The sequence below is a fragment of the Streptomyces sp. NPDC046876 genome, from assembly GCF_040645035.1.
In the GTDB taxonomy this organism is placed as follows: domain Bacteria; phylum Actinomycetota; class Actinomycetes; order Streptomycetales; family Streptomycetaceae; genus Streptomyces.
Genome location: NZ_JBEYXK010000084.1, coordinates 1 through 18,364 on the forward strand (window position 1 = coordinate 1; position 18,364 = coordinate 18,364).

General features: G+C 69.4%; 8 protein-coding genes and 5 pseudogenes. 9 read left to right on the top strand and 4 right to left on the bottom strand.

Features of this window, described 5'->3' with window-relative positions; genetic code table 11:
* Window positions 1-120: 120 nt before the first annotated feature.
* From ABZ924_RS30060 to murF, 6 genes and pseudogenes are all read left to right on the top strand, one after another.
* Window positions 121-225 (top strand): annotated as a pseudogene (locus ABZ924_RS30060) (hypothetical protein); the annotation flags it as partial.
* Between the two features lie 3 nt (window positions 226-228).
* Window positions 229-1,371, top strand: a complete 1,143-nt coding sequence (locus ABZ924_RS30065) for an alpha/beta fold hydrolase (protein WP_361916627.1) — start codon at window positions 229-231, stop codon at window positions 1,369-1,371.
* Between the two features lie 17 nt (window positions 1,372-1,388).
* The gene (locus ABZ924_RS30070; RefSeq protein ID WP_361916576.1) at window positions 1,389-2,420 is read left to right on the top strand and encodes a ketoacyl-ACP synthase III family protein; all 1,032 of its coding nucleotides are present in this window, start codon (window positions 1,389-1,391) and stop codon (window positions 2,418-2,420) included.
* Between the two features lie 20 nt (window positions 2,421-2,440).
* A complete protein-coding gene (locus ABZ924_RS30075) occupies window positions 2,441-9,304 on the top strand; it encodes an SDR family NAD(P)-dependent oxidoreductase (RefSeq protein ID WP_361916579.1) in 6,864 nt (2,287 codons plus the stop codon).
* A gap of 297 nt (window positions 9,305-9,601) precedes the next feature.
* Entirely contained in the window at window positions 9,602-10,348 is a 747-nt protein-coding gene (locus ABZ924_RS30080; protein ID WP_361916582.1) for a 4'-phosphopantetheinyl transferase superfamily protein, read from the top strand.
* Window positions 10,349-10,547: 199 nt separating this feature from the next.
* Window positions 10,548-11,909 (top strand): annotated as a pseudogene (gene murF / locus ABZ924_RS30085) (UDP-N-acetylmuramoyl-tripeptide--D-alanyl-D-alanine ligase).
* A gap of 56 nt (window positions 11,910-11,965) precedes the next feature.
* Here murF and ABZ924_RS30090 read toward each other — a convergent pair.
* The 4 genes and pseudogenes from ABZ924_RS30090 to ABZ924_RS30105 form a co-directional block, all read right to left on the bottom strand.
* A pseudogene (locus ABZ924_RS30090) lies at window positions 11,966-12,249 on the bottom strand (IS5/IS1182 family transposase); the annotation flags it as partial.
* Between the two features lie 142 nt (window positions 12,250-12,391).
* Window positions 12,392-12,564 (bottom strand): annotated as a pseudogene (locus tag ABZ924_RS30095) (pirin family protein); the annotation flags it as partial.
* Between the two features lie 36 nt (window positions 12,565-12,600).
* On the bottom strand, window positions 12,601-13,647 hold the full coding sequence (locus ABZ924_RS30100) for a putative phosphothreonine lyase domain-containg protein (protein ID WP_361916585.1): 1,047 nt from the start codon (window positions 13,645-13,647) through the stop codon (window positions 12,601-12,603).
* A gap of 214 nt (window positions 13,648-13,861) precedes the next feature.
* Window positions 13,862-14,017 (bottom strand): annotated as a pseudogene (locus ABZ924_RS30105) (proteasome accessory factor PafA2 family protein); the annotation flags it as partial.
* Between the two features lie 147 nt (window positions 14,018-14,164).
* Here ABZ924_RS30105 and ABZ924_RS30110 point away from each other — a divergent pair.
* The 3 genes from ABZ924_RS30110 (at window position 14,165) to ABZ924_RS30120 (ending at window position 18,250) form a co-directional block, all read left to right on the top strand.
* On the top strand, window positions 14,165-16,567 hold the full coding sequence (locus ABZ924_RS30110) for a glycosyltransferase (protein WP_361916588.1): 2,403 nt from the start codon (window positions 14,165-14,167) through the stop codon (window positions 16,565-16,567).
* Between the two features lie 171 nt (window positions 16,568-16,738).
* Window positions 16,739-17,146, top strand: a complete 408-nt coding sequence (locus ABZ924_RS30115; protein ID WP_361916591.1) for a hypothetical protein — start codon at window positions 16,739-16,741, stop codon at window positions 17,144-17,146.
* A gap of 135 nt (window positions 17,147-17,281) precedes the next feature.
* Window positions 17,282-18,250 carry a glycosyltransferase family A protein gene (locus ABZ924_RS30120; protein ID WP_361916594.1) on the top strand — a complete coding sequence of 323 codons (969 nt, stop codon included), beginning with the start codon at window positions 17,282-17,284 and terminating at the stop codon, window positions 18,248-18,250.
* Window positions 18,251-18,364 lie beyond the last annotated feature (114 nt).

An 18,364-nucleotide genomic window follows, 5' to 3' on the forward strand; every position in this document is an offset into this window, starting at 1 on the left:
GGCCAACTCGAATACCTCGGACGCGCAGACCAACAAGTCAAAATCCGCGGCTTCCGCATCGAACTCGGCGAAATCGAAACCGCCCTCGCCGCACAGAACCAGATCGCACAAGCCGCTGCCATCGTCCGCGACGAACAACAACTGGTCGGCTACGTCGTACCCATCGAAGGCAGCACACCCGACGCCGCAAGAATCCGTCACGCACTGTCCGAAACACTGCCCGACCACATGATCCCCTCCGCCATCGTCGTCCTCGACCACCTCCCGCTCACCCCGAACGGCAAACTGGACCGCAAGGCACTGCCCGCCCCCGACTTCGCCGGCGCCGTCGGCAACCGAGCTCCCCGAACCCCCCGCGAAGAACTCCTCTGCAACCTCTTCGCCGAAATCCTCCAACTGCCCCGCGTGGGCATCGACGACAACTTCTTCGAGCTCGGCGGACACTCCCTCCTCGCCACCCGCCTCATCAGCCGCATCCAGGCGACCTTCGGTGTCAAGCACACCATCAGGACGCTTTTCGAAGCGCCCACGGTCGCCGGACTGGCAGAGCGGCTCAACTCCGACGATGTCGGCGAGTCGCTCGAAACCGTGCTCCCGCTCCGCCCTGCCGGCAGCCGCACCCCGCTGTTCTGCGTGCACCCGGCGGGTGGTCTGAGCTGGTGCTACTCGGGTTTGATGAGCGGCCTGCACACGGAGTACCCCATCTACGGTCTCCAGGCGCGCGGCATCTCGAGGGACGAGCCCCGGCCGACCAGCCTGACGGAGATGGCCGCCGACTACGTCAAGACGCTGCGCAGCATCCAGCCCCACGGCCCCTACCAACTACTCGGCTGGTCGTACGGCGGCACGGTGGCCTTCGCCATGGCCGTGCATCTGCGCCGGCTCGGTGAGGAGGTGGGCCTCCTGGCAATGCTCGACGCATACCCCGAGACCCAGTTCGGGGAGAAGGTCCCCGGCGACCTTGACGCTCTCAAGCTGCTCCTCGACTACGTCGGTCTGGACCTCGACGAGGAGATCAGGGAGTCCACCGACATCACGCGGCTGCTCGAACTCATCCGCACGGAGAGCAGTGTGCTGGCGAACCTCGATACCGAGCAGGTACGCGGGCTCGTGGACATCGTCATCAACAACATCCACCTGATGGACGCCTACGACCCCGAGATGTTCGACGGCGACGTCCTCTTCTTCACCGCCACCGAGGGAAAGGTCGAGGACTGGATGAGCTACGAGGCATGGGTGCCCTATGTGAAGGGCCAGGTGGAGAACCACCTGATCGCCTGCGAGCACACCGAGATGACAGAACCCGGCCCCCTGCGGGAGATCGGCACCGTCGTCAGCCGTGCGCTCTCGCGCCGTCCCGCACAGCAGTGACCGACCAGGAGACATGAGTGAAACTCGACCACCTCTACGTCAGCAGCCTCGGGACGTACCTGCCCGAGCGCATGAGCAGTCGGCGGGCTGTGGAACTGGGCCTGTACGACGAGATCCTCATGCTGGACTCCGGAGTCACCGGCACCCTCGTCGCGGGTGACACACCCCCCGTCGAAATGGCGGTCGCGGCCGCCCGGGAGGCCGTCGAACGCGCGGCCCAGGACCCCGCGGCCATCGACCTCCTGGTGCACGCGTGCATGCTGCGGCCAGGTCCGGAGATGTGGTACGCGGGCGGCTACATAGCCCGTGAGCTCGGCACCGGTCACATACCCGTCTTCGAAGTACGGCAGGGCTGCAACGGCATGCTGGCCGCCCTGGAACTGGCCGCCGGTCAGCTCGCCCTCGACTCCTCGCGCACCACGGCGCTGCTCACGACCTCCGACAACGTCGGAGCGGCGAAGTTCGACCGTTGGCGTGGCTACGGCCCGGGCACCGTGGTCGGCGACGCGGGGAGTGCCCTGCTGCTGGACACCGCCAGCGGATTCGCGCAGGTGCGCTCGATCAACCATGTGCTGATGCCGGAACTGGAGGCGCTGCACCGCGGTGCCGAGCCGCTCTTCGGCGGCCAGGGCCGGGAGACCGTCGACATGGTCGAGCGGGCGCGGCACTTCGGCCGCGCGGGCACCTCCCTGGCCGAGGTCAACGAGACCATCGCGAAGCGCCAGGGAGAGGTGGCGCGACGCTCCCTGGACGAGGCCGGGCTCGGCGTCGACGACATCACCAAGGCCATCTACGTCAACCAGGGCCAGTACCTGGTGGAGCAGTACTTCCTGGAGCCGCTGGGCCTGCCCGAGTCCAAGTCGAGTTGGGACTTCGGCAGGACGGTCGGGCACCTGTCTGCGAGCGACCATGTCGTGGCGCTCGACCATCTGGTGACGACCGGTCAGCTGCAACCCGGAAATCACGTTCTGCTGGCGGGGGCAGCACCGGGATTCGTGGTCAGCAGCGCCGTGCTCACCATCGGTGCCACAGCTTCATGGGCGATCTGAACAGCGAGAGGAAACACAGCATGGCCGACCGGAAGCGCACGACTGCTAAGACCACGGGGACCACAGGGGCCGCGAAGACCACGGGGACGGGAAGGAAGACGACGGCCAGAAGCGAGCCGGCCGGATCCGGGGCACCGGAAGCCGGGGGACCCGCCATCGCTGTCATCGGCATGGCCTGCAAGTTCCCCGGGGCGAACGACCTTGAGGAGTTCTGGGAGCGGCTGCGCGACGGGCACGACAGCATCGTGGAGGTGCCGCCGAGCCGGTTCGACATCAACGAGGTGTACGACCCTCGCCCCGGCACCCCAGGAAAGCTCATCAGCAAGTACGGCGGGTTCCTCGACGGCATCGACGCGTTCGACGCCGACTTCTTCGGCATCGCGCCGCGCGAGGCCCAGCACATGGACCCGCAGCAGCGACTGCTCCTGGAGACCGCCGCGGCGGCCGCGGACGACGCCGGCCTCACCCGCGCACAGCTGGCGGCCGGCAGCACCGGTGTGTTCATCGGCTCGATGGGGCGCAACTACTGGGACACGATGAGCCGTGCCGGTGTCCTGAACCTGTACGCGAACTCCGGCACGGCCCCCAGTGTCCTGTCGGGGCGGTTGTCCTACGCCTTCGACCTCAAGGGCCCGAGCTTCACGGTCGACACCGCGTGCGCCTCCTCTCTGACGGCCGTACATCTGGCCTGCCGGAGCCTGCGCAACGGCGAGTCGTCCATGGCGCTGGTCGGCGGGGCCAACCTGGTCCTCGTACCCGAGGAGAGCGTCACGTTCTCCGACGGACAGATGCTGTCACCCGACGGCAGGTGCAAGTTCGCCTCCGCCTCTGCAGACGGCTTCGTGCGCAGTGAAGGCATCGGCATCGTCGTGCTGAAGCTCCTCGACAACGCGATCGCGGACGGTGACGCCATCCGTGCGGTGATCCGCGGTTCGGCGACCCTCAACGACGGTCGCAACGGCGGCGCGATGATCGCTCCGGCTCGATCGGGTCAGGAGCAGACGCTGCGGGCCGCCTACGCCGACGCCGGGGTGGACCCCGCCCGGGTCGACTATGTGGAGGCCCACGGCACGGGCACCAAGGTCGGTGACCCGGTCGAACTGGGTGCGCTGGCCACGGTGCTCGGTGAGGGCCGTCCGGCCGACCGGCCGCTGCTCGTGGGCTCGGTGAAGACGAACATCGGCCACTGCGAGGGCGCCGCCGGCATCGCCGGTCTGATCAAGGTGGTGCTGTGCCTGGAGAAGGGGGTGGTCCCGCCGAGTCTGCACAGCACGGAGCTCACGCCCGCCGTCGACTGGTCGAGCGTTCCGGTGGAGGTGCCCCAGGAGCTGCGGGCGTGGCCGCAGGACGAGCAGCCGGGCCTCGCGGGCGTCAGTTCGTTCGGTATCTCCGGCACCAACGTCCATGTGGTCCTGAGTGCCCACCGGCCGGAGCAGGTCCCCGAGACGGAGGTCGAGGAACGGCCCCGCCTGCTCGCTCTGTCCTCGCACACGCCGGAGACGCTGCGACAGACAGCGGCCGACTACCTGCGCTACCTCGACTCCGGCGGGGCCGGCGGTGATCTGCCCCTGCGGGACATCTGCTTCAGCGCGGCTGCCCGGCGTGAGCACCGGGAGAGCCGCCTGACCGTGGCCGGCAACTCCCACAAGGAGATCGCCGGCAAGCTGGGCTCCTTCCTCGACGGCGCGGCCACGCCGCTGCTGCGGTCTGCCGACGATGTGTACGAGGCACCTGCGCAGGTGGTGTTCGTATTCCCCGGCCAGGGCTCCCAGTGGGTCGGCATGGGGCGTGAACTGCTGTGCAGTCAGCCGGAATTCAGGCGCGCGATGGAGGAGTGCGACGCGGCGATCCGTGCCGAGGCGGGCTGGTCCGTGATCGAGCGGCTGACCGGGGACTCGGCGCTCGACGGCGTCGACGTCGTGCAGCCGACGCTGTGGGCGATGGAGGTCGCCCTGGCCGCGATCTGGCGTGCGTGGGGCGTCGAGCCGGACTACGTCGTCGGCCACAGCATGGGTGAGGTCGCCGCCGCGTGTGTGTCGGGAGCACTGAGCGTCGCCGACGCCGCCGCCGTCATCTGCCGCCGCAGCGCCCTGGCGAAGGAGGTGTCGGGCAGCGGAGCCATGGCGTCCGTCGAGCTGAGTGCCGAGGAGGCCCGCCACGTGCTGGAGCCGTACGCCGACAGCATCTCCGTGGCCGCGATCAACGGCCCGCGGTCGACGATCCTGTCCGGTGACGGGGAAGCGATGCGCGGCCTGCTGGTCTCGCTCCAGGCGCGCGGTGTGTTCTGCCGCCTGGTGAAGGTCGACTTCGCCTCGCACAGCCCGCAGGTGGAGCCGCTCCGGCAGCCCCTCCTCGACGGGCTGCGGACGCTGAGCGCGCGGGCCGGGAGCGTGCCGATGTACTCCACGGTCCTGACGGAACCCGTGGACGGCAGCGGCCTCGACGCCGACTACTGGGCCCGCAACCTTCGCGAGCCGGTGTACTTCGGGCCGGTTGTCGAACGGCTCCTGGAGGGTGGCCGCACCCTGTTCGTGGAGATCAGCCCGCACCCGATCCTCACCCCGGCGATCAGCGAGTACACCGACCAGTCGGACAGCGGGAGCCTCGTGATCGGCTCGACCCGGCGCGGCGAGCCCGAAGTGTCTGCTCTGTTGGACTCGTTCGGCGCGCTCCACCTCAGTGGGCATCCGGTGGACCTGGCCCGACCGTTCGAGCCGGAAGCGCGGTACGTCCGGCTGCCGGGGCCCGCGTGGCAGCGGCAGACGTACTGGTTCCCGGAGGCGCCGGCGGGCGGCGGACCGGTGACCCGCCGTACGGTGGCGTCCGCGGCGGTCGGCAACGGCCACCCGCTCCTGGGCGGCCCCGTCCCCGGCGTCGACCATGTCTGGGAAGGACCTCTCGACCTCGGGCGCAACGCCTATCTGCGGGACCATCAGGTGCAGGGCGTGGTGATCGTGCCCGGTACGGCCTCCGTGGAGCTGGTGTCCGCTGCCGGTGCGGCCGCATTCGGGGAGCCGCCGGCGCTCGGTGACATCACGTATCACGAGGGCATCTTCGTCAACCCTGCCGAAGACCCGCCGGTCCTGCGCGTAGCCCTGGAGCAGTCGTCCGACGGCACCTGGACCTTCGAGATCAGCACCCGATACGCCGACGACGACAAGCCGCGGCGCAATGTCACCGGACGCCTCAACCCGGCCGAGGCGGCCGCACCGCGGGGCCCCGGCGAGTCGCGGGAAGCCATTCGGCAACGCGCCCGGGAGTCCGACGGGCAGGGGTTCTACCGCCGGTTCGCAGCCAAGGGCAACCAGTGGCTGGGCGCCTTCCAGGGCATCGAGCGAATGTGGTCCCGGGACGGCGAGGCACTCGCCCGTGTCGAGATTCCGGCGTCGATCCGCGATGGTGTGGCAGACCACCTCTTCCACCCCGCCCTGCTCGACGCCTGCGGACAGGCCTTGGCAGCGGTGGTCGAGGAGTCCGGCGGGGAAAGCGAGCACGACGCCTTCGTCCTGGGCGGGATCGACCGCGTGCGCATCCACGGCACTCCGCGGGGCACGCTCTGGAGCCACGCGGTGCGTACGGAGGCCCGCGCCGACGCCCTGGTGGGCGATGTCGAGGTCCGGGACGAGGACGGCACACTGCTCGCCGAGTTCCAGGGCCTGCAGTTGCGGTACCTCATCCCCCGGCAGCTCGGGCGGGACGCATCCGAGTGGGTGCACGAGGTGGTGTGGCGGCCGGCCGCGGCCACCGCCGCGAGCCGCCCGGCCTCCGGGTTCTGGCTGCTGTTCGCCGACGCCGCAGGTACCGCCGAGGCTCTTACCGCCCGTCTCGGCGGCCGCTGCGTCGTCGTGACGCCGGGCGCCGGATATGCGAGGCGTGACGCTGACCGGTACGAGATCGACCCGGACGCGGCCGACGACTACCGGGCGTTACTGAAGGACGTCCGGCGGGAGACCGGCGATCTGGTGTGCGAGGGCATCGTGCACCTGTGGTCGTGCGACAGCGACGACCCGCGGTCCGTGGACGCGGACCTCGCCGCCGTGGCGCGGGCCAATCGGCTCGGCTGCCACAGCGTTCTGCGGCTCTTCCACGCCCTGGAGGCGACGGGGTGGCCCGACACCCGCGTGTGGATGGTCACTGGCGGTGCCCAGCGGCTGCCGGGCCACGACGGGCCTGTCTCGGTCGGCCAGGCCATGCTGTGGGGATTCGGCCGGTCACTGATCCAGGAGTACGGCCAGTGGCGCGGCGCTCTCGTCGACCTGCCGGCGGGCGGGGGGTCCCGTGCCGTCGAGCAGCTCGCCGCCGAGCTGCTGTCGAGCCCGACGGAGATCCAGATCGCCTACCGCGCCGGGCGGCGGTACGTGGCTCGTCTGACCCGCCTCCATGTGCCCGCCGCGGATCAGGCGAGTACGGGTCCGCGGGCCGGGGCGCAGGCCGCCGACCGGGGCCGCTTCGAGGTCAACACCCCTGAGGTCGGACTTCTCGACCAGCTCGGTCCGTTGCCCGCCGAGCCCCGCCAGCCCGGCCCGGGCGAGGTGGAGATCCGGGTGGGGCACACGGCGCTGAACTACCGTGACGTCCTGACCGCCCTGGGCCGCTACCCGGGCGCGCCCCAGGGCGCCAAGCTCGGCTGGGAGTGTGCGGGCGTCATCACCGCGCTCGGTGACGATGTCACCGGGCTGCGCGTCGGTGACGAGGTCATCGCCGTCGCCGAGGGTGCGCTCGCCAGCCATGTGGTCACCGACGCCCTCTTGGTGGCTCCGGTTCCGGCACGGCTGCTGCCGGAGGAGGCGCTCACCCTGCCCGCCGCCTACCTCACGGCGTACTACGGCCTGTGCGAGCTGGCCGATCTCGCTCCCGGCGAGCGGGTCTTGATCCACGCGGCAACCGGCGGCGTGGGGCTGGCCGCGCTCCAGATCGCACGCTGGCGGGGAGCGGAGGTCTACGCGACCGCCGGCAGTCCGTACAAACGAGCGCTGCTGAAGGCCATGGGCGTCAAGCACGTCGCCGATTCCCGCTCCGGGGACTTCGCCGAGTCGGTGCTGGCCGCGACGCGCGGGAAGGGCGTGCACGTCGTCCTCAACTCCCTCGCGGGCGAGGCGATCGAGCAGAACCTGTCCCTGCTCACGCCGTACGGCAGGTATGTGGAGCTCAGCAAGAAGGACCTGCTGGAGAACAGCACCATCGGACTGCTGCCCTTCTCGAAGAACCTCTCGTTCTTCTCGGTGGACGTCGTCGATCTCTTCCGCAACCGCCCCGAGAAGGCGGGTGCGTTACTGGAGCGGGTCCTCGAACTCGTCGACGGGCGGGCGCTCGAACCTCTGCCGTACGACGTGTACGACGTCGGTGACGTGGAGTCGGCGTTCCGGCAGATGGCCCGGGCGCGGCACGTCGGCAAGATCCTGGTGCGTTTCGACGAGGCACAGGAGCCGTCCCCGGCCGTCGCGCCGGCCGGCCTTGGGCAGCGGCTCTCGGCCGACGGCACGTATCTGGTCACGGGCGGGCTCGGCGGCATCGGTCTGAAGTTGGCCGAGTGGCTGGCCGGACGCGGGGCGGGGCACGTGATGCTGCTCGGCCGCAGTCCCCTGGGCGACCGGGCCAGCGCGCTGGACCGCCTCAACCGCACCGGTGCGCGGGCCAGCTACCACGCGGTCGACGTTGCCGACGAAACGGCGATGCGCGATCTGCTGCGGGAGCACACGAGCAGCGGGCGGCCGCCGGTGAAGGGGGTGATCCACGCCGCCGGGGTGCTCGACCTGGTCTCCGCGGCCGAGCTGGGTATCGAGCAGTTCGAGGCCATGGTCCGGCCGAAGGCCCTCGGGGCGTGGACGCTGCACCGGCTGCTGGAGCGCGAGCAGCTCGACTTCTTCGTGTTGTTCTCCTCGGCGTCGGCGGTCCTCGGCTCGCCTCGCCTGAGCGCCTACGCAGCCGCCAACGCGTCTCTGGACGCCCTGGCGCACCTGCGCCGGGCGCAGGGGCTGCCGGCTCTGTCGGTGAACTGGGGCTTCTGGGCGTCCGTCGGCATGGTCGCCCGGTATGCGGAGCGACACGGCCGGGAACTGGCGCCGCAGGGTGTGGAGAGCTTCACACCGGAGGAAGGCATCGCCCTGCTCCAGCGGCTGCTCGATACCTCGGCCACCCAGGTCACCGTCCTGGCAGCGGACTGGGACCGCTGGCGTGCCGCCTACCCTGACGCCGCCCGCGACCCGCTGCTGAGCGAACTCCTCGGCTCCGTACCGGCACCCGCCCTCGTGCCCGAGCCGGAGCCTGCTGCTCCGGTGGTCGCGGCACCGGTGACGCCCCTTGCCGCTCCCACGGAAGGCCCACGCGACGTGCAGAGCTTCCTGGTGGAACGAGTGGCCAAGGTCCTCGCCCTTCCCACCGACCGGCTCAGCACACGCAAGCCGCTGAACCGCCTGGGAATGGACTCCCTCATGGCTACAGAGGTACGCAGCCAAATCCAGCGCGAATTCGGCGTGGTCGTACCACTGGCCAAGTTGCTGAGCGGCCAGAGCATCACCGACCTCGCCGACTTCGTCTCAGCCGAGGGCGTGGCGGCACTTCCGGAATCGGCTCCTGCCGCAACGGAGCCTGCTCCGGTGGTCGCGACACCGGTGACGCCCCTTGCCGCTCCCACGGAAGGCCCACGCGACGTGCAGAGCTTCCTGGTGGAACGAGTGGCCAAGGTCCTCGCCCTTCCCACCGACCGGCTCAGCACACGCAAGCCGCTGAACCGCCTGGGAATGGACTCCCTCATGGCTACAGAGGTACGCAGCCAAATCCAGCGCGAATTCGGCGTGGTCGTACCACTGGCCAAGTTGCTGAGCGGCCAGAGCATCACCGACCTCGCCGACTTCGTCTCGGAGGAGCTGACCACGAAGGGCTGAGCACCGACGCCGAGGGGCCGGAGCTTCGTGTTTCGGTCCCCTCGGCCACACCCCCGCTGATGTGCGGGTGGGTGTTCGGGCAGGGTCCCGCCTGCCCCGCGCGCGCCCGCATGTGCGGGTTCTCCCTCAAGCCGGCTTCGAAGGCCCCACGCAGGGCGGCCTTCTCGGTGCTCGCAGCCACGTGTGGAGCGCCTCGTGGTGGACGCCCGGTCCTCGGCTGACGGTCGGCCACTGGAGCGGCCGTGGACCCCACCACTGCCCCGGCGGGTCACTGACCTCCTCGTCTACCCTCATCGGGTGGATACGTACGTGAACCACCTCGGTAGCAACGCACCCCAGACCGGCGGACTTTCGGCGGGCGCGAGTGTGGCGGTATGGGCTCTGGACACGACCGCGGGCGTGGTCGGCGGGCACCCGGTCGCCGAGGCTCTGCCGATGCTGGACGCCGTCGAGCGGTACCGGGCCGAGCAGCTGTTCCGGGAGGGCGACCGGCGCCGTTTCCTGGCCTCGCACATCGCCCTGCGCGTGCTGCTCGGCAGCTACCTCGGGATGGCCCCGGCCCAGGTGAGGCTGGTCCGCGAGAACTGCCCCTGCTGTGACGGCCCGCACGGCCGGCCCGCCGTGGCCGGTGGCGCACTGCACTTCTCCCTCTCACACAGCGGCGACGTGGCCTACCTCGCCTTCGCCGGGGTGCCGGTCGGGGTCGATGTGGAGGGGATTCCGAGGGCGGATACGATGGCCGACGTACTGACCACCCTGCACCCGACGGAGATCGCGGAGATAACCGCGCTTCCGGAGCCGGACCGCCGGGAGGCGATGGGCCGGGTATGGTCCCGCAAAGAGGCCTACCTCAAGGCCACCGGTACCGGCCTGGCGCTCGGCCTCGCGGAGCCATACGTCAGCTCCGCACGCACCCCGGCCGAAATCCCCGGCTGGACCCTGACCGACCTGCCGGCCCCACCCGGTTATGTGGCAGCCGTCGCCCTCCACACCATGGACCGGGCGCCGACCTCCGCTTCCGCCCAACCACCTCGCACATGGTGAGACCGGGTCCGCGCTGAGGCGCGCACATCAGCAGGCGACCCCGTCTTGTTCAGCCGACGCCAGGCCAGGCTCCTCGCCGGCATCCAGCCGCCGCAGGAACTCTCGCAGCCACCTCCCCGAGCTGGCACGCAGCCTGGCCCGGGGGCGACTTCCTCCTACTGACGCACCATCAGGCAGCCAGCCCACCGAGCACGCAGCGATCACCAACGGACGTCTGACCGACGTGGCCGACCGGGCCGCCCGGATGACGGCCGGGGCGGTCACAGACTCCCGTGAAGTCGTCCCCGGGGCTCTGTTCGTCGCCCTCGCCGGCGAGCGCGTAGACGGTCGCACCTTCGCCGCGCAGACCATGGCGGCGGGCGCGGTCGGGGTGCTGGCCACCCGCCCGGTCGGCATCCCAGCGATCGTCGTAGAGGACGTGATCGAGGCCCTGGCCGCGCTCGGCCGCCACGCACTCGCTCAGCTCCCCGACCCGCTCGTGATCGGCCTGACCGGCTCGGCGGGCAAGACGTCCACGAAGGACCTACTGGCCCAGGTCCTTCCCGCGCTGGGGCCGACCTCGGTCACCGACCGGTCGTTCAACGGCGAGATCGGGATGCCCCTTACCTGCTTCCCGCCGCCCCCGATACCCGGTACCTGGTGCTGGAGATGGGCGCGAGGGGCATTGGCCACATCGCGAACCTGACGACCACCGCCTCGCCGCGGGTAGGGCTGGTCATCAACGTCGGCACCGCGCACGTCGGAGAATTCGGCGGCCGGGAGGCCATCGCGGAGGCCAAGTCCGAACTCGTGCAGGCGCTGCCCGCCGACGGCTTCGCCGTTCTCAACGCCGACGACTCCCTCGTCGCGGCCATGGCCGCCAAGACCCGCGCCCGCGTCCTGCACTTCGGCCTCGGCCGAGGTGAGGGCGCGGACGTGTGGACCGACGACGTGCAGCTCGACTCCGAGGGCCGCCCCTCCTTCACGCTCCACCACGGCGAGGAGCACGCGGGGGGTACGCATGGGACTGCACGGCCGGCACCACGTCATGAACGCCCTTGCGGCGGCAGCGGTGGCCTTGGGCCTGGGCGCCGGGCTGCGGGTCGTGGCCGAGCGGCTGTCGGCCGCGAAGAACTTGACCACCGGGCGTACGGAGGTCTTGACCCGCCCCGACGGGCTGAAGATCGTGAACGACGCGTTCAACGCGAACCCCGATTCGATGGCGGTGGCCCTGACCGCGCTGGCGGCGATGGCCGGTGGACGGCGCACGGTCGCGGTGCTGGGCGAAATGAAGGAACTGGGCGAAGAGGCGCTCGACGGGCACCGGCAGGTCGGCAAACTCGTCGCCGACTCCGGCGTCCGGATCCTGGTGGTAGTCGGAGGCGACCACGCCGATGCGCTGGCCGAGGCCGCGCACCGCCAGAACCCGGACCTGCAGGTGATCCGCACCCCCGACCGGGACGGCGTCCCCGGCGACCTCGCGGGCGTCCTGTGCGCCGAGGACATCGTCCTGGTCAAGGGGAGCCACAGTGTCGGCCTCGAGGCCGCCGCGCTCGCCCTCGCGGCCGACACCACTGACTGACCGGGCTAAGGGTGTTGCAGGCTCGGCCCGCACAGGCGGACGGCCGCCGCGGCCGACAGGTCCGACTCGCGCCAGGCGCGGGCGTCGGCCTTGTCGGCCGGTGCCGGCCGGCCACTGGCGACGACCAGTCTGGGGCCAGCGTCGATGATGACCTGCACGTTCGCGGAGAACCGGTAGTTGCGGGAGGAGGCGCCGACCTTCCGATCGCGGACCGGGATCAGAGCGCCGTGCGCGATCCACAGCCGCTCGATGTCCGCGCCCGGCCGGGGAGCCGGCTCCAGGGCCGGAGCGCGCGGAGACGTTGGATGACGCGGCAGACGGCTGCCGGGGTGATCAAGCCCACCCACGGACGCCCACAGACGGGGAAGGCCCCGCACCATCGAAGGGCAAGGGCGGGGCGTGATCGGAAGCGCCGCGGCTTCAGCAACCGGAAGGCACACGACCCGCACCCGGCGGGACCACCTTTCTCTAGTTATCGCAGGTCAGCGCACTCGACCGCGTGGTTTGAGGTGGGTCGGGGGCAGGTCGGGGGCAGGTCAGGAGCCGGAATCGGAGGGCCGTCGTAGCCCTTCACCTCGCCGAAGCGGGTGCCGGTCATCCAGTCCTCTCGGGCCTGGGCGATCTCCTCATGCGAGCGGCCGATCCAGTTCCAGAACCTCTGGATCGAGAGGCGTTTCCGCAGGTCAGAGCGTTACAGGTCCCTCAAAGTCAGCAAAAGTGAGCAAAAATCAGCATCGGAGCGTCCCACTCGCGGGCGCGATCGCCGCGTGAGCACGCCAGCCGCTTCGGCCCGGCGCGAGTCCGCGGCTCGGCGTGCCGCGAGGATCGCGGCCTGGTAGTGCTCCGGTGATTGGCGGGTGCGGCGAGGGATCACCAGTCTTCTGCTGCCGGCGGGGGAAAGGTAGGTGGCGACGCCGGCCCCGTAGCGGCCGGCTCGCGTGTCATGGTCAGTTTTGTAGTGCAGTGAGTCCTTGATGCCGGCGTCCCGTAGAGCATGCAGGACGCGTTCGGCTTCCTGCGTGTCCCGCCAGTCGAGGGTGAAGATGCAGATGGGGCGACGTGTGTCGTCACTTCCGGGTCGCGCGTTTCGCAGGGTTCCAACCTTGGCTCGATAGCTGAGGCGATTCTCACGGACGGCAATGCACACTGTGGCCCATGCCTGGTCCAGGCAGCTGAGCGGCGGGAACCACAGCCACTTTCCGGCCCATGGAGCCGATTCGGGAAAAGGCGGCGCATCCGAGGACTGGATCCAGAACCAGGGTTCCCCGAGTTCCACGGTGGGAGAGTCGCCGGCCGGTAGTACCGGCTGAGCCATTGGAGCGCTCTTCGTGTCCACGCCACCAGCGTCTGTAGATAAATATGCGCGATGCCGAGTGTTTAGACCTGCATGGGCAGAATTGACCTGAATGATGCACGATTGCGTCGCGATCGGGCTCTCACCGCGTGCTGCGCTGCCGCAGTTGCAGAGGCAGACAGGGATGGGGACGTTCAGCAGCGCGCAGCAAGGCTGATGGACAGTCTGGGACTTCTGCGCTCGGTGCATCCACCCGCATCTGCGGCGGGTCTCACCATGAGGGCCCTGCGGCGTGGGCTCCGTGCAGGGCTGGCAGCACTGCTCCCGCCGGACCTGCCGCAAGGGGAAGTCACCGAGTCCTACAGCCAGATGATCCTGATCAATGGGGAAGGTGTGCCGTGTGAGGCCGTTGAGGACTTGGGCCGGGAGCACTTGGTTCCTCATCAGGCCCTGAACGAGTACTGGCCCTGGGCCCGGATGCGCGCGGAGCAGGAGGAGAGGAGGCTCTTCGACGAGATCCGACGGCTTCCACCATCCGACTACGAACGAGTTAGGACCTTGCTGGCGGAGCACCCAACCGGCGAGCAGGGCGCTCTGTGGGAGCTCTGGGGCGACCTATGGGGAAAGTTCGGCCTGTCGAGCCGGTCTCGGCGTGGCCGCCGTCCTCGATCATGGACAGGACCAGGGCCGTGGTGCCGAGCTTGAGGTAGGTGGAGATCTCGGAGAGGTTGGCGTCGCCGACGATCACGTGGAGGCGGCGGTACTTCTCGGCGTCGGAGTGGGGCTCGTCGCGGGTGTTGATGATGGGCCGCTTGCGCGGCCACCGCGACCAGCAGGTACATGCCGGTCACCGAGACGCCGGTGACGCCGTAGCGGTGTCTCGTGGACCGCCCGGGTGAATGTACTGCCGACAGGGTCTTTGAGATCTCGGCTCGGCCAGGTAGCCGGTCATACTGCACGAATGTCCGCACAGGAGAAAATTCCCCCGCTTATCCACCAGACATGGAAAGATACGGACCTACCTCAGGAATGGCAGAAGTGGTCTGATTCCTGGCGACTGCACCACCCCGACTGGGGGTATCGATTGTGGACCGACGCGGACAATCGCGCATTCCTCCAGGAGCACTATCCGTGGTTCCTGCCGGTCTATGACGGCTACCCCGAAGCGATCATGCGGGCCGACGCGATTCGCTATTTCCTGCTCGACCATTTCGGCGGGCTGTATGTGGATCTGGACTTCGAGTGTCTCAGCCCGGTCTCCGGAATCCTTGACGGGCGCGAGCTTGTCCTCGGATGCGAGCCCGAGGCACACACCCAGCTCCTTCTGGCCCGCCAGCGCGGATTCGGCCGCATCGTCGGCAACGCGTTCATGGCGTCACGGCCAGGCCACCCCCTCTGGGCCCATGTCCACCGCCAACTGGTCAGTGCCCACAAGCTGCCCAGCACTCTCGACGCGACAGGCCCGTTCTTCCTCACCAGAGCGATCGACAGCACCCCGGAGCCTGACTCGATCACAGTTCTCGGCCCGGAGGTCCTGTACCCCAAGGTGAGTCCGTACGCGACAGAGCTGTTCGGCCCGCAGGAAGCCGACTACGACCGCGCGTACGCCGTGCACCACTGGTCGGACAGTTGGGCGTGCGACACCTCCGGGACGCCGCGGACCTCGGCCGGCAAGCGGTTTCCGTTCTGGGCGAGCCAGGAGCTGCAACCGCTCGCCGACGGTGCGCTCAGCCTCGACGCGCAGCGCCGCCGCTGGGCCTCGGGCGCGCCCGCGCCGACGGTGTCATGCCTGATGGTGACCAAGGACCGCTTGGCGACGGCGCGACGGGCGATCACGTGCTTCCGTAACCAGACGTACCGGAACCTCGAGCTGGTTGTCGTGGAGGACGGCACGGGGGATGCCCTCGAGCAGCATATCCGCGACCTGGGCGACTCCCGGATCCGCTATCACCGGCTTCCCCCGGAGGGCCGGCCGTTGGGCGAACTGCGCAATGAGGCGGTGGACCGGGCCACCGGGCCCTACGTATGCCAGTGGGACGACGACGACCTTTATGACCCGGAGCGGGTCGAGACGCAGATGGCGGCGATTCTCGCGCTCGGCGCCGAGGCGTGCTTCCTCGCCCGAGAACAACTGTGGTGGCCCGCCCGCCGCAAGCTCGCGGTCTCCTGCGCACGGGTCTGGGAGGGGTCGATGGTGTGTGCGAAGGACCGGCTCCCGCGCTACCCGGCGCAACGCCGGGGCGAGGACACCCCAGTAGCGGAAGAGGTGGTCCGGACCTGTCGGGTCGTATCGGTTGACGCGCCCGAGCTGTACACGTATGTGTGCCACGGGAGCAATACGTTCAACGAGTCCCATTTCGCGGAGCACTTCGACGTGGCGACCGAGATCTGGGCCGAACCCGGTGCCTACGCGGAGCGGTTGCTGGCCATGGCGACTCGGCTGCCGATCGAGCCCGGGGACATCGCCCCTGCGGAGGCCGGCACTCCCACCGCCCGAACCTCCGAGCGGACTCGACGGCCGGCCGTCGAGTCCGCGACGGCCCCGGCGAGCGAGCGACCCCTCGTGCTGGTGCTCACCCCGCTCAAGGACGCGGCCGCGTTCCTGCCCGGCTACCTGGACAGCCTTCGCGGGCTGGACTACCCGCGCGAGGCCGTCTCGTTGGGTCTACTGGAGGGCGACAGCCGGGACACGACACCGGAACTGCTCCAGCAGGTCCTGCCCGAACTTGAGGCGGAGTACCGGCGGGTCACCCTCGTACGCCGCGACTTCGGTCTCCAGTTGACCGGACCCCGTTGGGAGCCCGCCATCCAGCGCCGACGCCGGTCGGTGCTGGCCAAGGCGCGAAACCATCTGCTCTCCCGGGCCCTCGTCGACGAGGAGTGGGTGCTGTGGCTCGACGTCGACGTCACCGGCTACCCGGCCGACCTGGTCCAGCGTCTGCTCGGGGCCCGCAAGGACATCGTCGTCCCGCACTGTGCCACCACGCCCGGTGGGCCTACGTACGATCTCAACACCTTCGTCCTTCACCCGAGGGCCGGCACGCTCAACTGGTCCCAATGGCTGCATGACGGCATCCTTCAGCCCCCCAGGGGCTTCGGCCGGACGTACCTCGAGGAGTTGCGCGGGCGAGGACTCCTGCGCGTCGACTCGGTCGGCGGCACCACATTGCTGGTACGCGCCGACCTTCATCGTGACGGCCTGATCTTCCCGCCCTTCCCGTACCAGCACCTGATCGAGACCGAAGGGTTCGCAGCGATGGCCCGGGACATGGGCAGCGCCTGCTGGGCGCTGACCGACCTGGAAGTGCTGCATCCGCATCACGCCCAGGCGCCTGTGGCCACCGAGGCCGTCTCGGTGTCCTGATCCGGGGCCACAGGGCCGTCGGCACAGCCTGTACGCCTACCAGCGCCCCCTCGCAGAGAGTGCCCGTTTTGACACGCTTGGTAGGCAATCTTACGGTGGCACTACTGCCCTGCCGTGGAGTTCACCGGCATCCCAGGGCAGTTCCCCCACCCACAACAGAAAGGCGCCACCGTGAAAGCGCGCGCCATCACTTCCCTAGCCCTTCCTGCCGCACTGGCCACCGCCGGACTGCTCAGCACCGCGGAGGCGGCGTACGCCTCCCTCGGTCCGAACACGACGGTCTCGGCGAAGTACGGGCAGCAGATCCAGCCGCTGGGTGACGTCACCCTCACCCCGGGGGCGGAACACCCCTGCCCCCCGTTCGCCAACGTCACGATCACGGACTACGGGCACTGCTGCACGCCCGTCGGCAACATCACGATCCCGGACTACGGGCACTGCTGCACGCCCGTCGGCAACATCACGATCCCGGACTACGGGCACTGCCGCGAGCACGACCACGACGAGCACGGGCCTCACAGACCCGACCACAGGCCCGACCACTGGTCCGACTACGGGTCGCTGGAGCGCCAGAGCTAGCACGTGGTTCAGCAGGTCTGCTCCGGCGTGACCCCGGAACGGGGCGGGGGGGGCCACGCCGGGCCTGTCGATCGCGACCACCCATCACCCGGTTCTCCTTCCTTCCCGCTCCCGTTCCGAAGCAAAGGACGGCGCATGCCCCACAGTTCCGACCCCGTGGTCTCGGTGGTCATCCCGTGTCATGACTACGGCCGCTATCTGCCCGAGGCGGTGTCCAGCGTCATTTCACAGACGTTCCGCGACTGGGAGATCGTCATCGTCGACGACGGCAGTACCGACAACAGCGTCGACGTGGCCGAGGCCCTCATCGCCCACCACCCCGACCGGCGCATCAGGCTGCTCCAGCAGGCCAATGCCGGGGTCTCCGCCGCGCGCAACACGGGGATCGAGGCCAGCGCCGGCCGGTACATCCTTCCGCTGGACGCCGACGACGTGATCGCGGCCACGATGCTGGAGAAGACCGTCGCGGTACTGGACAGCGACCCCGGCGTCGCCATCGCCTCAACCGATGTGTTCGCCTTCACCGACGACGATCTGCCTCCGCAGGCGATGCCCTTCCCCGCCTACAGCAGAGAACTGCTGCTCCAACGGCTCATCATGTTCTACTGCTCGCTGTTCCGCCGCGAGGCATGGCAAACCGTGGGCGGGTACAACGAGGGAATGCGGGCCGGGGAAGACTGGGACTTCTGGATCGGCTGCGTCGAGCACGGTTTCGATGCTCACCACATCCATGAGCCGCTGTTCGGGGCGCGCAACAAGGACACAGGACTGCACGTGGAAGCCGCCGAGAACGACCTGGCGATCCGGGCGCGGATCGTGGCCAACCACCCGGGCTTGTTCAAACCGATCACCCGTAACTGGGCACAGGCCGTGCTCAGCCAGGACGCGGAGGCCTGCTTGCGGGACGATCATGTGCCGGACGACATCCTCACCCGGGCAGCCGAGATGGACCAGTTCCTCACTGCGGTCATGGCCCTGCAGCGCACAGCGCGGGTGCAGTACTACCACATCAAGCGACTGGAGCAGTCGCTGGCCGCTCACAACGGCACCGTCGGCCCGCCCACCTGGGAGAAGGGCCCCACCCAGACGGCTCCCGCCATTTGACAGGTGTAGGAGCTCCCGCTTCATCGTTTGGCGTGTTGAGAAAACGAGCCGCCGAGATCGCGGGCCATCTGGTTGACCTGGTTGGTGTTGCGTAGGCCGAGTACGTGGGCGACT

Bases quoted from the DNA above. Each gene is read 5' to 3' on its own strand.
- ABZ924_RS30065 (WP_361916627.1), top strand. From the start codon at position 229: ATGATCCCCTCCGCCATCGTCGTCCTCGACCACCTCCCGCTCACCCCG.
- ABZ924_RS30075 (WP_361916579.1), top strand. From the start codon at position 2,441: ATGGCCGACCGGAAGCGCACGACTGCTAAGACCACGGGGACCACAGGG.
- ABZ924_RS30110 (WP_361916588.1), top strand. From the start codon at position 14,165: ATGTCCGCACAGGAGAAAATTCCCCCGCTTATCCACCAGACATGGAAA.
- ABZ924_RS30100 (WP_361916585.1), bottom strand. From the start codon at position 13,647: ATGAGGAACCAAGTGCTCCCGGCCCAAGTCCTCAACGGCCTCACACGG.
- ABZ924_RS30120 (WP_361916594.1), top strand. From the start codon at position 17,282: ATGCCCCACAGTTCCGACCCCGTGGTCTCGGTGGTCATCCCGTGTCAT.